We start from the raw sequence: 13,381 nt of genomic DNA, 5'->3' as shown, positions 1-13,381 counted from the left end.
AGGCCAACGGCGATAATTAATCAGTCGTGACTGATTATAATCGGCCGCTTCGAGCCGCCGCATTGTATCGGCGGCGAACGATCCGAGGTCATTGATGAATCACCATCGTTCCCTGACGCGCCGCCGCAGGCTGGCGCCGTTCGTGCTCGCGGCCGCGTTTGTGCTGGCCGGATGCGGAAAGAACGAAACGGGCGCCGCGCCCGAGCCGCCGCGCGAAGCGAAAGTCGTGACGGTGCGTCCGACTGCTGTCCCGATGACCGTCGAGCTGCCCGGCCGGCTCGATGCGTATCGGCAGGCGCAGGTGCGCGCGCGTGTCGCAGGCATCGTCATCGCGCGTACCTATGAAGAAGGCCAGGAAGTGAAGCAGGGCGCGGTGCTGTTCCGCATCGACCCGGCGCCGCTGAAGGCCGCGCGCGATGCCGCGCAGGGCGCGCTCGCGAAGGCGCAGGCCGCGGCGCTCGCCGCGAGCGACAAGCGCCGGCGATACGACGATCTCGTGCGCGATCGTGCAGTCAGCGAGCGCGACCATACCGAAGCCGTCGCGGCCGACACGCAGGCGAAAGCCGACGTGGCGTCCGCGAAGGCCGAGCTCGCGCGCGCACAGCTGCAGCTCGACTACGCGACGGTCACCGCGCCGATTTCCGGCCGCGCGCGGCGTGCGCTCGTCACCGAAGGCGCGCTCGTCGGCCAGGATCAGGCGACGCCGCTCACCACCGTCGAGCAGCTCGATCCGATCTACGTGAATTTCTCGCAGCCGGCGGCCGACGTCGATGCGCTGCGGCGCGCGGTGAAGAGCGGCCGCGCGACCGGCATCGCGCAGCACGACATCGCGGTGACGCTGCTGCGCGCGGACGGCTCCGCGTATCCGCTGAAGGGCAAGCTGCTGTTCAGCGATCTCGCGGTCGATCCGACCACCGACACGGTCGCGATGCGCGCGCTGTTTCCGAATCCGGAGCGCGAGCTTCTGCCGGGCGCGTACGTGCGGATCGCGCTCGACGCGGCGGTCGATCGCCGCGCGATCCTCGTGCCGCGCGATGCGCTGCTGCGCACGGCCGATCGCACGTCGGTGCGGATCGTCGATGCGAACGGCAAGGTCAAGGACGTCGAGGTCGTCGCCGACGACATGAGCGGCCGCGACTGGCGCATCACGCGCGGCCTCGCGGGCGGCGAGCGCGTGATCGTCGACAACGCCGCGCAGTTCGCCCCCGGCACGGCGGTCAAGCCCGTCGAGCAGGCGCCGCCGTCGAATGCGGCGCCGGCAGCGGCCGCGTCGCGCGCGGCCGCCCGTCAAACCTGATCGGTACGGATCCTCATGGCACGCTTCTTCATCGATCGCCCCGTGTTCGCGTGGGTGATCGCACTCTTCATCATGCTGGGCGGCGTCTTCGCGATTCGCGCGCTGCCGGTCGCGCAGTATCCGGACATCGCGCCGCCGGTCGTCAGCATCTATGCGGCGTATCCGGGCGCGTCCGCGCAGGTCGTCGAGGAATCGGTGACCGCGCTGATCGAGCGCGAGATGAACGGCGCGCCCGGGCTGCTGTATACGTCCGCGACGAGCAGCGCCGGCGCCGCGTCGCTGTACCTGACGTTCCGCCAGGGTGTGAACGCCGATCTCGCGGCCGTCGAAGTGCAGAATCGGCTGAAGACGGTCGAGGCGCGGCTGCCCGAGCCGGTGCGACGCGACGGCATCCAGGTCGAGAAGGCCGCCGACAACATCCAGCTCGTCGTGTCGTTGACGTCCGACGACGGCCGGATGACCGACGTGCAGCTCGGCGAATATGCGTCGGCGAACGTCGTGCAGGCGCTGCGGCGCGTCGACGGCGTCGGCCGCGTGCAGTTCTGGGGCGCCGAATACGCGATGCGGATCTGGCCGGACCCGGTGAAGATGGCCGGGCACGGCGTCACCGCGTCGGACATCGCGTCGGCCGTGCGCGCGCACAACGCGCGCGTGACGATCGGCGACATCGGCCGCAGCGCGGTGCCGGCCAGCGCGCCGATCGCCGCGACCGTGTTTGCCGACGCGCCGCTGAAGACGCCGGCCGACTTCGGCGCGATCGCGCTGCGCACGCAGCCGGACGGCTCCGCGCTGTATCTGCGCGACGTCGCGCGCGTCGAGTTCGGCGGCAACGACTACAACTATCCGTCGTACGTGAACGGCAAGGTCGCAACCGGGATGGGCATCAAGCTCGCGCCGGGCTCGAACGCGGTGGCCACCGAGAAGCGCATCCGCGCGACGATGGACGAGCTGTCCGCGTACTTCCCGCCGGGCGTGAAATACCAGATTCCGTACGAGACGTCGTCGTTCGTGCGCGTGTCGATGAACAAGGTCGTCACGACGCTGATCGAGGCCGGCGTGCTGGTGTTCCTCGTGATGTTCCTGTTCATGCAGAACCTGCGTGCGACGCTGATCCCGACGCTCGTCGTGCCGGTCGCGCTCGCGGGCACGTTCGGCGCGATGTACGCGGCCGGCTTCTCGATCAACGTGCTGACGATGTTCGGGATGGTGCTCGCGATCGGCATCCTCGTCGACGATGCGATCGTCGTCGTCGAGAACGTCGAGCGGCTGATGGTCGAAGAAGGGCTCGGGCCGTACGACGCGACCGTGAAGGCGATGACGCAGATCAGCGGCGCGATCGTCGGGATCACGGTCGTGCTGACGTCCGTGTTCGTGCCGATGGCGTTCTTCGGCGGCGCGGTCGGCAACATCTATCGGCAGTTCGCGCTGTCGCTCGCGGTGTCGATCGGCTTCTCCGCGTTCCTCGCGCTGTCGCTGACGCCCGCGCTGTGCGCGACGCTGCTCAAGCCGGTCGACGACGCGCATCGCGACAAGGGCGGCTTCTTCGGCTGGTTCAACCGGCTGGTCGCGCGTTCGACGCAGCGCTATGCGACGCGGGTCGGCGCGATGCTGAAGAAGCCGGTGCGCTGGCTCGTCGTGTACGGCGCGCTGAGCGCGGCCGCCGTGCTGATGCTCGTGCAGCTGCCGACCGCGTTCCTGCCGGACGAGGACCAGGGCAACTTCATGGTGATGGTGATCCGGCCGCAGGGCACGCCGCTCGCCGAGACGATGCAGAGCGTGCGCGACGTCGAATCGTATATCCGCCGCGACGAGCCGGCGGCGTATACGTTCGCGCTCGGCGGCTTCAACCTGTACGGCGAAGGGCCGAACGGCGGGATGATCTTCGTCACGCTGAAGAACTGGGCGGCGCGCAAGCATGCGCACGATCAGGTGCAGGCGATCGTCGAACGCGTGAACGCGCGTTTCGCCGGCACGCCGAACACGACCGTGTTCGCGATGAACGCGCCGGCGCTGCCCGATCTCGGCTCGACGAGCGGCTTCGACTTCCGGCTGCAGAATCGCGGCGGGCTCGACTACGCGGCGTTCAGCGCCGCGCGCGAGCAGCTGCTCGCGGCCGGCGGCAAGGATCCCGCGCTCACCGACCTGATGTTCGCGGGCACGCAGGACGCGCCGCAGCTGAAGCTCGACATCGACCGCGCGAAGGCGTCCGCGCTCGGCGTGTCGATGGACGAGATCAACACGACGCTCGCGGTGATGTTCGGCTCCGACTACGTCGGCGATTTCATGCACGGCACGCAAGTGCGGCGCGTGGTCGTGCAGGCCGACGGCCGGCACCGCATCGACGCCGACGACGTGAAGAAGCTGCGCGTGCGCAACGCGCGCGGCGAGATGGTGCCGCTCGCGGCATTCGCGACGCTGCACTGGACGCTCGGTCCGCCGCAGCTCACGCGCTACAACGGCTATCCGTCGTTCACGATCAACGGCTCGGCTGCGCCCGGCCACAGCAGTGGCGAAGCGATGGCCGCGATCGAGCGGCTCGCCGCGAAGCTGCCGGCCGGCATCGGCCATTCGTGGTCGGGCCAGTCGTTCGAGGAGCGGCTGTCGGGCGCGCAGGCGCCGATGCTGTTCGCGCTGTCGGTGCTGGTCGTGTTTCTCGCGCTCGCGGCGCTGTACGAGAGCTGGTCGATTCCGTTCGCGGTGATGCTCGTCGTGCCGCTCGGCCTGATCGGCGCGGTGCTCGGCGTCACGCTGCGCGCGATGCCGAACGACATCTATTTCAAGGTCGGGCTGATCGCGACGATCGGGTTGTCCGCGAAGAACGCGATCCTGATCGTCGAAGTCGCGAAGGATCTGGTCGCGCAGCGCATGTCGCTCGTCGACGCGGCGGTCGAAGCCGCAAGGCTGCGGCTGCGGCCGATCGTGATGACGTCGCTCGCGTTCGGCGTCGGCGTGCTGCCGCTCGCGCTCGCGTCGGGCGCCGCGTCCGGCGCGCAGCGCGCGATCGGCACCGGCGTGCTCGGCGGCGTGATCACGGCGACGGTGTTCGCGGTGTTTCTCGTTCCGCTGTTTTTCGTGATCGTCGGCCGCCTGTTCGACGTCGGCCCACGCCGGCGCGGCGGCGCGCAGCCGGCGACGATGGAGGAATCGTGATGGTGTTTCGCGTGAATGCGGATGCGCGGCGGCGAACGCGCGGCACGCTGGCCGCCGCGCTGTCGTTCGCGCTTGCGGGCTGCTCGTTCGCGCCGCGCTACGAGCGGCCGGCCGCGCCCGTGCCGCCGACCTACGTGTCGACCGACGACGGCGCGGTGGCGTCCGTGGCGCCCGATGCGGCGCGTGCCGATGCCGCGCTGCTCGACGACTGGCGCGCGTACTTCACCGATCCGGCGCTGCAGGCGTGGATCGACGCGGCGCTCGCGAACAACCGCGACCTGCGCGTCGCGGCCGCGCGCGTCGAAGAGGCGCGCGCGCTGTACGGCGTGCAGCGCGCGGACCTGCTGCCGTCGATCGACGCGAATCTCGGCTACGAGCGCACGCGTCAGTACGACCCGGTCGTGCGCGAGAGTGCGGTCAGCGGGCTGTATCGCGCGGGCGTCGGCATCAGCGCGTACGAACTCGACCTGTTCGGCCGCGTGCGCAACCTGTCCGAGGCGGCGCTCGCCGAGTATTTCGCGACGGCCGACGCACAACGCACGGTGCGGATCGGCGTGATCGCCGAAGTCGCGGGCGCGTACGTATCCGAGCGCTCGCTGTACGAGCAGCTCGCGCTCGCGCAGCGCACGCTCGACGCGCGCACGAGCATGGCCGCGCTCACGCAGCGCCGCTATGCGGCCGGGACGAGCGACGCGATCGAATTGCGTTCGGCGCAAATGCTCGTCGCATCCGCGCGTGCGTCGCAGGCCGCGCTGCAGCGCGAACACGCGCAGGCCGTGCGCGCGCTGCAACTGCTCGCCGGCGATTTCGCGCGCCGCGTGCAGGGCGACGCGACCGCGCTCGATACGCTCGCGATCGCACCGATCGCGCCCGGCGCGCCGAGCGAACTGCTCGAACGGCGTCCGGACGTTCGTCAGGCCGAAGCGCACCTCAAGGCGGCGAACGCGCAGATCGGCGCGGCGCGTGCCGCGTTTTTTCCGCGCATTGCGTTGACGACCGACTACGGTTCGGTGAGCGACGCGTTCGCGAACCTGTTCGCGGCCGGCACGAACGTGTGGACGTTCGCCCCGCGCATCACGTTGCCGATCTTCGCCGGCGGGCGCAACCGCGCGAATCTCGACGTGGCGAACGCGCGCAAGCACGCCGCCGTCGCCGAATACGAGAAGGTCGTGCAGACTGCGTTCCGCGAAGTCGCCGATGCGTTCGCCGCGCGCGATTCGATCGAGCGCCAGCTCGCCGCGCAGCAGGACGCGCATGCCGCCGACGGCGCGCGGCTGAAGCTCGCCGAGCGCCGCTATGCGGGCGGCGTTGCGACCTATCTCGAACTGCTCGACGCGCAGCGCAGCACGTACGAGTCGGGGCAGGAACTGATCCGGCTCAAGCAGCTCAGGCTCACGAACGCGATCGCGCTGTATCGCGCGCTCGGCGGCGGCTGGGCGCCGGCGTCGGCGGAGCGCGCGGCGGACACGTGACGTTCAAAGGATCGCGCGGCAGCCGCATGCCGGCACCGCTGAAGAAGTGCAACGTCGCGATGCGGGCCGACGGGGGCTTCGACCGGGGGTTTGCGGTACAGAACGGCTTGCTCGTGCCCGCGCAGGACGGCAATGCCGGATCGGCATCGCGCATGGCCGACGCAGCGCGATGCGTTCGGCGAACCGCTCGCGCGTGCGCAGTTTCCGTCGGCCGCGATGGGCGCGAGCGTGCCGTCGACGTGGTGCCGAAGTGCTTAAGGTGCCGAAGGTCGATCGGTTCGATGCGGCCGCAACGATCCGGCCGCTCATCGAGCGGCGTGCCTGCAATCGTCGGCGGGGGAGGGCGATCGAAACGGCGCCGGCATGCCGGCGCCCGCTTCGTTGGCCGCGCGATGCTCAGCGCACCCAGCGGCAGACCTTGTGATGATGGTGATGGTCGAAACGGCACACGCGATGCGGATGCGCTTCGGCGATCGCCGGCGCGAGCACGGCGGCTGCAACGGTCATCGCGGTCAGGGTTTTCAGTAGCGTTTTCATGTTGAAGTCCTGTCGTTGACTATCGGTTCAAGGGAAAGAAAAGGCATCGCCGCTGCGAGTGTCATCGTCGCGATCGTCCGTGCGGTCGTCGTGTCGGACGGGGTGCTGCGTTTTCGCGTCGCGGCGCTCGCATCGGCGGTGCCGGTTCCGGCAACGGTCGCCGTGCCGGCCGGTCGTGACCTCCGCAGAGGCCGGATACGCAGCGCTTCCGACAACGTGCCGCCGCCGACCGATCGCAAATGGCTTTATGTAGCGCTCCACCGGAAGCGGCACGCCGATCGTACGAGTCCCGCGAATTTCACGTCGTAATAAGTTGCTACGGCCGATGACAGCCGCGTACGTCGTCAGGCGGATGAAAGCCGGCAGGAGCCGTTTGCGCGCGACGCTCGCGTGACACATTGGCGCTATAACGTGCAGCATGGATTCGCCCGATCCGGCATCGGACCCGTGCGCGCGGCGGCGCCATCGTGGCGATCCATAGTCTGCGTGCCGACCTCGTACAACCTATCGATTCTTATAGAGGGCAAGCCAGTCGCAACGGGCTAGCATCGGTTCAGTCCGCTATCGACGCGTCGACAAGCGCCGGCGAGCCGCTTTCGCAGCCCGCGTATCGGTGCAAGCGACACCTGGTGCGATGAGTGTGCCCCTCAAACGCAGCAGCCGACGTCATCGGTGGGACAACGGTCGTGGAGATTTCGAACCAGCCGTTCGCAGCAAATCTGCCGGACGACGACACGGTCGGCGAGGGTTGGCTCGCGCGCACGATTTCGGCGTGCGCGATACCTCGGACGCCTGTGCCCGGCGGCACGAATGTCGAAAGCGCTTGGAGAAGGCATCGTCGACCGCGCCGTTACCTGCCGCGGCGGGCCGATCGGACGGACGGTACCCCGCATTACTCAGACAAATCCGACGATTGCGAAGGGTTATCGGGTAATCAGATTGAGAATGATTTGCGTTTACGTTAAATTGCGCTATCTCGAAACTGGACGGAGCAGATCGATGGCAATGGCGGAAGTGCTCGAACGACCGGCTGCAGCAGCGGCGAACCCGTTCTTCGGCAGTCGTCCGGAATCGCCGCCGCGCCCTCGGCGAGCCGCCGAGCCGCGTGCGCAAGGCGCGCTGCTCGATGTGCTGATCGCGCATCGCGCGATGCTCGTCAACGTCGCGCGCGGCTTCGTCGGCTGTGCGAGCCGCGCCGAGGACGTCGTGCACGACGTGTTCGTGAAGCTCGTCGAATTCCCGAACCAGGACGCGGTGCGTCAGCCGGTCGCGTACGTGACGCGGATGGTGCGCAATGCGGCGATCGACGCGTGTCGCCGCCAGAATCTCGAAAACGTCTACCACACCGAAGAGGACGACGGCTTCGACGTGCCGTCGCCGGAGCCGACTCCCGAAGCCGCGCTGATGACGCGCGACACGCTGCGGCGCGTATGGGCGGCGCTCGACGATCTGCCGGCCCGCAGCCGCGCGGCGTTCGAGATGGTGCGGCTGCGCGAGGAGACGCTGCAGACGACGGCGCGCGCGCTGAACGTGTCGCAGACGCTCGTGCATTTCATGGTGCGCGACGCCGAGCGGCACTGCGCGGAATGCGTCGACGCGTGCCATCGCGGCGTCGCGTGCCCGACGTTCGTCGGCGGCCGCGCGCGGCGGCGATAGGGCGACGCGGCACGCGCACGGCGCGATCTGCAGGCGATCCGCGTGCGATCGTCATGCGCCGGTAAAAAATCGCGCCGCCCAATCGTCATCCATACGAGAGCGGCCGAACCGCCGCTTCGCCTCCTTCAACCGTCTCCGTATTTACGACCATGACGCAAGCCACGACGCCTTCCGCCGACACCGACGATCTCGTCTACACGGTCGTCATCAACGACGAAGAACAGTATTCGATCTGGCCGACGTTCCGGCCCGTGCCGGCCGGCTGGCGCGAAGTCGGCGTACGCGGCCCGAAGGCCGACTGCCTCGCGCACATCGAAGCCGTCTGGACCGACATGCGCCCCGCGAGCCTGCGCCGCGCGATGGACGGCGAGCGCGCGTCGAGCGCTTCGTGACCCGCAGCGCCGCGTGCGCGGCGCGCCACCTGAAGAGGACGCTGCATGACCCTGCTATCGTTGCCGACGCTCGACGACCTGCGTATCGAGCCGGGGCTGCCCACCGTCGTGTCGCCGCGCGGCAGCGACGGCATGTCGATCGACGAAGTCGCGCCGCTCGCGCGCGAGATCGCGGCCGACACGCTCGAGCGCGCGGGCGGCGTGCTGTTTACGGGCTTTCACGTGCCGTCGATCGATGCGTTCCAGCGCTTCGCGGCGTCGTTCGGCGATCCGCTGATCGGCTATGAATACGCGTCGACGCCGCGCAGCCAGGTCGAAGGCGCGGTGTACACGTCGACCGAATATCCGCCGCATCGCGCGATTCCGCTGCACAACGAGCAGTCGTATACGCGCGAATGGCCGCTGCGGATCTGGTTCCACTGCGCGCTCGCGGCGCCGAAGGGCGGCGCGACGCCGATCGCCGACAGCCGCGCCGTGTATCGCGCGCTCGACCCCGCGCTCGTCGCGCGCTTCGAACAGCGCGAGCTGCTGTACGTGCGCAACTTCGGGCAGGGGCTCGACCTGCCGTGGCAGCAGTCGTTCGGCACCGACGATCCGGCCGAGGTCGAGCGGATGTGCGCGGCGCGCGGAATCGAATGCGCGTGGCGCACCGGCGACGACGGCGAACTGCTGCTGCGCACGCGCGAGCGCTGCCAGGCGGTCGCGCGTCATCCGCGCACCGGCGATCGCGTGTGGTTCAACCAGGCGAACCTGTTTCACCTGTCCGCGCTCGACGACGACATGCAGGAAGCGCTCGTCGATGCGGTCGGCATCGACAACGTGCCGCGCAACGTGTACTACGGCGACGGCGCGCCGCTCGAGGCCGACGCGCTCGCGGAAATCCGCGGCGTGCTCGATCGGCAGCGCATCGTGTTTCCGTGGCAGACCGGCGACGTGCTGATGCTCGACAACATGCTGACCGCGCATGCGCGCGATCCGTTCGAAGGGCCGCGCAAGGTCGTCGTCGCGATGGCGCAGAGCTATACGGTCCCGCGCGACCGAACGGAGGATCGATGACGCGTCGTACCGCCGCGCTTGCCGCGCGCGGACTGACGGTGGGCTATCGCGACCATGTCGTGATCGACCGGCTCGACCTGTCGATCGCGGCCGGCCGCGTGACCGCGCTGTGCGGTCCGAACGGCTGCGGCAAGAGCACGCTGCTGCGCACGCTCGCAGGGCTGCAGCCCGCGCGTGCGGGCGAGGTGACCGTCAACGGCCGGCCGCTCGCATCGTTTCGCCGCCGCGCGCTCGCGCGCGAGCTGACGATGCTCGCGCAGTTCAACCAGATTCCGTCCGGGCTGACCGTGCGCGAGCTCGTCGCATACGGACGCTACGCGTATGGCGGGTTCCTGCGCGGGCTGTCGCGCGCCGATCACACGGCGATCGACGAGGCGCTCGCGACGAGCGGCCTCGCGGACGACGCGGAGCGCGACGTCGGTGCACTGTCGGGCGGCGAGCGGCAGCGTGCGTGGATCGCGATGGCGCTCGCGCAGCAGGCGCCGATCGTGCTGCTCGACGAACCGACGACCTATCTCGACATCCATCACCAGCTCGACATCCTCGACGCGCTGCGCACGCTGAACCGCACGCGCGGGCTGACGATCGTCTGGGTGCTGCACGACCTGAACCAGGCGGCCGCGTACAGCGACGAGATCGTGCTGATGCGCGCGGGCCGGCTGGTCGCGCAGGGCTCGCCCGACGCGATGCTCGATCCGGCGCAACTGCGCGCGGCGTTCGGCGTCGACATGCTGAAGCTCGCGCATCCGCAGACCGGCGCGCCGATGTGCGTGCCGGCGTACGGGCCGTCCGACGCGAGCGCCGCGCAGGCTGCCGGCGCGCTCGACCGGGACCTCGCGGTATGACGACGTTCGCGATGCGCAGGCGTCTGGCCGCCGGCCGGCACGCGAGTGCGGGCCGCGCCGGCGCGATCGCGCTCGGCCTGGTCGTGCTGATCGCGCTGCTCGCGGCCGCGCGCGTCGCGCCCGATCTGCGCACGTGGTGGAGTGCGGCGCCCGGCAGCGACGCCGCCGCGCTCGCGCACGTGTTCCTGTTCGATCTGAACCTGCCGCGCGTCGCGGCCGCGCTCGTCGCGGGCGGCTGTCTCGGCATCGCGGGCGCGCTGTTCCAGTCGCTCACGCGCAACCCGCTCGCGTCGCCCGACCTGCTCGGCGTGACCGGCGGCGCGCAGCTCGGCCTGCTCGCGGCGATGCTGGTGCCGGCGCTGGCCGGCGTCGCATCGGTGCCGCTGCTGTTCGTCTGCGGCCTCGCGGCTGCCGCGTGCGCGATCGTCGCGGCCGGCGGCTGGCGCGCGACGCCGCTGCGGCTCGTGCTCGCGGGCAGCGTCTGCATGCTGCTGTTCGCCGCGCTGTCGACGCTCGTGCTCGCGTTCTTCGAGCAGAACATCGCCGGCGCCGCGCTGTGGACCAACGGCAGCCTCTATCAGCCGGGCGCGACGGGCCTCGCGCTCGCCGCACGCTGGCTGGTCGTGCCGACGATCGCGCTGCCATTCGTGATCCGGCCGCTGAATCCGCTCGCGCTCGGCGACGATGCGGCGGCCGCGGCCGGCGTGCGCGTCGACGCGACGCGGCTCGCCGCGACGGTCGTCGCGGTCGCGTTCACGAGCGTCGCCGTCAGTATCGCGGGCCCGCTGTCGTACGTCGGCCTCGTCGCGCCGAACCTGCTGCGGCAGGTGCGCGGCGCACGTGCCGCGCGGCTCGGCGTGCTGGTGCCGCTGTCGGCGCTCGCCGGCGGCGCGCTCGTGCTCGTCACCGACAGCGCGGTGCTCGCGTCGGGCCTCGACGCGACGCTGTCGACCGGCGTCGCGATCGCGCTGGTCGGCACGCCGCTGATGCTCGCAATGATCCGGCGCGGCGCCGCGTGGTCGGGCGTGCTGCATGCGGATGCCGAACGCGCGTCCGGCGGCGGTTCGACGCGCTTCGTCGGCTGGCTGGAGCGGCTCGGCTGGCCGCTGCGCACCGCGTTGTTCGTCGTCGCGGCCGCGCTCGCGGTGTGGGCCGGCGTATCGGCCGGCCCCGAATGGCTGTCGCCCGCGCGCTGGACCGCGGCGCTGTCCGGGCACGATCCGGTCGCGCGGATGCTGATCGACCTGCGCATGCCGCGTCTGCTGTGCGCGCTGCTGGCCGGCGCGCTGCTCGCGGTCAGCGGCGTCGCGATGCAGAGCGTCGTGCGCAATCCGCTCGCCGGGCCCGAAGTGCTCGGCGTCACGCAGGGCGCGGGGCTCGTCACGCTGTTCGCGCTGTCGACGTGGCCGCTGATGGGCCACGTGACGCTCGCGGCCGCTGCGCTGATCGGCGGCGGACTGTCGCTCGCGATCACGCTCGCGCTGAATCACCGGCATCGCTACGCGCCGCTTGCGGTCGCGCTGACCGGCATCGTGACCGGCGCGTTGTGGACCACGCTCGCGCAATGGCTGATCACGCAGGAAAGCGTGCAACCCGCGCGCTTCGTCGTGTGGCTCGTCGGCGGTACGTACGGCCGCAGTTGGGGCGAGGTGTCGATGCTGGTGCCGTGGTGCGTGCTCGCGGTGCCCGTGTTCGCCTGGCTTGCGAAGCCGCTCGACATGCTTGCGCTCGGCGACGATCAGGCGGCCGCGCTCGGGCTGCCGGTCGCGATGCTGCGTCCGCTCGCGCTGACGATCGCGACGCTCGCCGCCTGTGCGGCGGTCGCCGCGGTCGGGCCGATCGGTTTCATCGGCCTGATGGCGCCGCACGTCGCGACGATGCTCGGCGCGCGCCGGCATCGCACGCGGCTGTGGCTCGCCGCCGTGTGCGGCGCGCTGATCCTCGGTTGCGCGGATCTCGCCGCGCGGATCGCGGTCGCGCCGCGCGAGATTCCGGCCGGCGTGCTGACCGCGCTGATCGGCGCGCCGTATCTGCTCGGCCTGCTGATTCTCGAAGGGCGCCGCGCCCGGCGCGCGGGCCGATGACGACGCCGTTTGACGACGCGCGCGCTATCCGTTTCTCGGCGTTCGCGCCGCAGCCGTTTGCCGACCCGCTCGACGCGGTGTGGCTCGGGACGCCGGACGACGCGCGCGCGCCGGGCCGGATCGTCGTGCCGGTTCGCGCGCTGCCCGATCATCGCGACGCGGTGCTCGACGCGATGGTCCGCCATTACGGCGGCGATCCGGCGCGGCATGCGCGCGCGCTGGTGTCGCAGTGGAGCAAGTACTATTTCGGCCGCGCGGCGCCGGCCGCCGTCGTCGCCGCGCTGACGCTCGGCCGGCCGCTCGACATGGCGCTCGAGCACACGTTCGTCGCGCTCGACGACGGAATGCCGGCTGCCCTGTATTTCGCGCGCGACGCGCTCGGCGCGCCGTCCGACGATCCCGCGATCCGCTACGCGCCGCTCGTCGCGCATCTGGGCGCGGTCATCGATCTGCTCGCCGCGATGGGCCGCGTCACACCGCGCGTGCTGTGGAGCAACGCGGGCAATCTGCTCGATTACCTGTTGCACACGTACCGTTCGCTGCGTTGCGCGGCCGATCCCGTGCGCGATGCCGGCTGGCTGTTCGGCTCCGCATGCGTGCATGGCGAGCCGAATCCGCTGCGTCTGCCGGTGCGCGACGCGATACCGCGCTCGCCGCTGCTGCCGAACCCGTTTCGCGCACGCCGCGTGTGCTGTCTGCGGTATGAAATTCCTGGAGAAACGCAACTGTGTGGAAGCTGCCCCCTGCTATTGACGATGGACGACGCGGCGCTGGCCGAGCAGGACGCGGTGCGGTGACGCGCATCGGCCGTCGTCATGCGCTCGGCGCGCTGGCCGCGCTCGGCGCCGCGTGCTGCGGCGCGTTCGCCGCACAGGCGGCGGCCGGCGATGCG

General features: G+C 70.5%; 11 protein-coding genes. 10 read left to right on the top strand and 1 reads right to left on the bottom strand.

Features of this window, described 5'->3' with window-relative positions; translation table 11 throughout:
- Positions 1–94 precede the first annotated feature (94 nt).
- From BUB20358_RS24515 to BUB20358_RS24505, 3 genes are read left to right on the top strand one after another with little or no spacing between them, the layout of a single operon-like run.
- The gene (locus BUB20358_RS24515) at positions 95–1,297 is read left to right on the top strand and encodes a MexX/AxyX family multidrug efflux RND transporter periplasmic adaptor subunit (protein WP_006764344.1); all 1,203 of its coding nucleotides are present in this window, start codon (positions 95–97) and stop codon (positions 1,295–1,297) included.
- 15 nt (positions 1,298–1,312) lie between these two features.
- Entirely contained in the window at positions 1,313–4,447 is a 3,135-nt protein-coding gene (locus BUB20358_RS24510) for a multidrug efflux RND transporter permease subunit (RefSeq protein ID WP_035972417.1), read from the top strand.
- The gene (locus tag BUB20358_RS24505) at positions 4,447–5,919 is read left to right on the top strand and encodes an efflux transporter outer membrane subunit (RefSeq protein ID WP_035972415.1); all 1,473 of its coding nucleotides are present in this window, start codon (positions 4,447–4,449) and stop codon (positions 5,917–5,919) included. Before BUB20358_RS24510 ends, BUB20358_RS24505 begins: the two co-directional genes overlap by 1 nt.
- A gap of 396 nt (positions 5,920–6,315) precedes the next feature.
- Here the strand turns inward: BUB20358_RS24505 and BUB20358_RS24500 are convergent, their stop codons facing one another.
- Positions 6,316–6,456: an HHHH-motif protein gene (locus BUB20358_RS24500; protein ID WP_165802998.1), complete on the bottom strand. Its 141-nt coding sequence runs from the start codon at positions 6,454–6,456 to the stop codon at positions 6,316–6,318.
- 15 nt (positions 6,457–6,471) lie between these two features.
- On the opposite strand from BUB20358_RS24500, the gene BUB20358_RS24495 reads away from it, so the two are divergent.
- From BUB20358_RS24495 to fhuF, 7 genes are all read left to right on the top strand, one after another.
- On the top strand, positions 6,472–6,765 hold the full coding sequence (locus tag BUB20358_RS24495) for a hypothetical protein (protein WP_174905131.1): 294 nt from the start codon (positions 6,472–6,474) through the stop codon (positions 6,763–6,765).
- A 690-nt stretch (positions 6,766–7,455) separates the two neighbouring features.
- Positions 7,456–8,112: an RNA polymerase factor sigma-70 gene (locus BUB20358_RS24490; protein ID WP_035972411.1), complete on the top strand. Its 657-nt coding sequence runs from the start codon at positions 7,456–7,458 to the stop codon at positions 8,110–8,112.
- Positions 8,113–8,261: 149 nt separating this feature from the next.
- Positions 8,262–8,504, top strand: a complete 243-nt coding sequence (locus BUB20358_RS24485) for an MbtH family protein (RefSeq protein WP_006764342.1) — start codon at positions 8,262–8,264, stop codon at positions 8,502–8,504.
- A 45-nt stretch (positions 8,505–8,549) separates the two neighbouring features.
- Positions 8,550–9,560 carry a TauD/TfdA family dioxygenase gene (locus BUB20358_RS24480; protein ID WP_006764341.1) on the top strand — a complete coding sequence of 337 codons (1,011 nt, stop codon included), beginning with the start codon at positions 8,550–8,552 and terminating at the stop codon, positions 9,558–9,560.
- Positions 9,557–10,405 (top strand): ABC transporter ATP-binding protein, encoded by an 849-nt coding sequence (locus tag BUB20358_RS24475; protein WP_035972409.1) that lies wholly within the window; start codon positions 9,557–9,559, stop codon positions 10,403–10,405. The genes BUB20358_RS24480 and BUB20358_RS24475 overlap by 4 nt, the downstream gene beginning before the upstream one ends.
- Positions 10,402–12,489 (top strand): Fe(3+)-hydroxamate ABC transporter permease FhuB, encoded by a 2,088-nt coding sequence (gene fhuB / locus BUB20358_RS24470; protein ID WP_035972408.1) that lies wholly within the window; start codon positions 10,402–10,404, stop codon positions 12,487–12,489. Before BUB20358_RS24475 ends, fhuB begins: the two co-directional genes overlap by 4 nt.
- The gene (gene fhuF / locus BUB20358_RS24465) at positions 12,486–13,286 is read left to right on the top strand and encodes a siderophore-iron reductase FhuF (protein WP_035972407.1); all 801 of its coding nucleotides are present in this window, start codon (positions 12,486–12,488) and stop codon (positions 13,284–13,286) included. Before fhuB ends, fhuF begins: the two co-directional genes overlap by 4 nt.
- The last annotated feature ends 95 nt before the right edge of the window (positions 13,287–13,381 follow it).

The sequence above is a fragment of the Burkholderia dolosa genome, from assembly GCF_902499135.1.
Taxonomy (GTDB): Bacteria; Pseudomonadota; Gammaproteobacteria; order Burkholderiales; family Burkholderiaceae; genus Burkholderia; species Burkholderia dolosa.
Note: the sequence above shows the minus strand (reverse complement) of the source record. Positions and strands in the feature narration are given on the sequence as shown.

Bases quoted from the DNA above. Each gene is read 5' to 3' on its own strand.
- BUB20358_RS24500 (WP_165802998.1), bottom strand. From the start codon at position 6,456: ATGAAAACGCTACTGAAAACCCTGACCGCGATGACCGTTGCAGCCGCC.
- BUB20358_RS24515 (WP_006764344.1), top strand. From the start codon at position 95: ATGAATCACCATCGTTCCCTGACGCGCCGCCGCAGGCTGGCGCCGTTC.
- BUB20358_RS24490 (WP_035972411.1), top strand. From the start codon at position 7,456: ATGGCAATGGCGGAAGTGCTCGAACGACCGGCTGCAGCAGCGGCGAAC.
- BUB20358_RS24475 (WP_035972409.1), top strand. From the start codon at position 9,557: ATGACGCGTCGTACCGCCGCGCTTGCCGCGCGCGGACTGACGGTGGGC.
- BUB20358_RS24510 (WP_035972417.1), top strand. From the start codon at position 1,313: ATGGCACGCTTCTTCATCGATCGCCCCGTGTTCGCGTGGGTGATCGCA.
- BUB20358_RS24505 (WP_035972415.1), top strand. From the start codon at position 4,447: ATGGTGTTTCGCGTGAATGCGGATGCGCGGCGGCGAACGCGCGGCACG.
- BUB20358_RS24485 (WP_006764342.1), top strand. From the start codon at position 8,262: ATGACGCAAGCCACGACGCCTTCCGCCGACACCGACGATCTCGTCTAC.
- fhuB (WP_035972408.1), top strand. From the start codon at position 10,402: ATGACGACGTTCGCGATGCGCAGGCGTCTGGCCGCCGGCCGGCACGCG.
- BUB20358_RS24480 (WP_006764341.1), top strand. From the start codon at position 8,550: ATGACCCTGCTATCGTTGCCGACGCTCGACGACCTGCGTATCGAGCCG.
- fhuF (WP_035972407.1), top strand. From the start codon at position 12,486: ATGACGACGCCGTTTGACGACGCGCGCGCTATCCGTTTCTCGGCGTTC.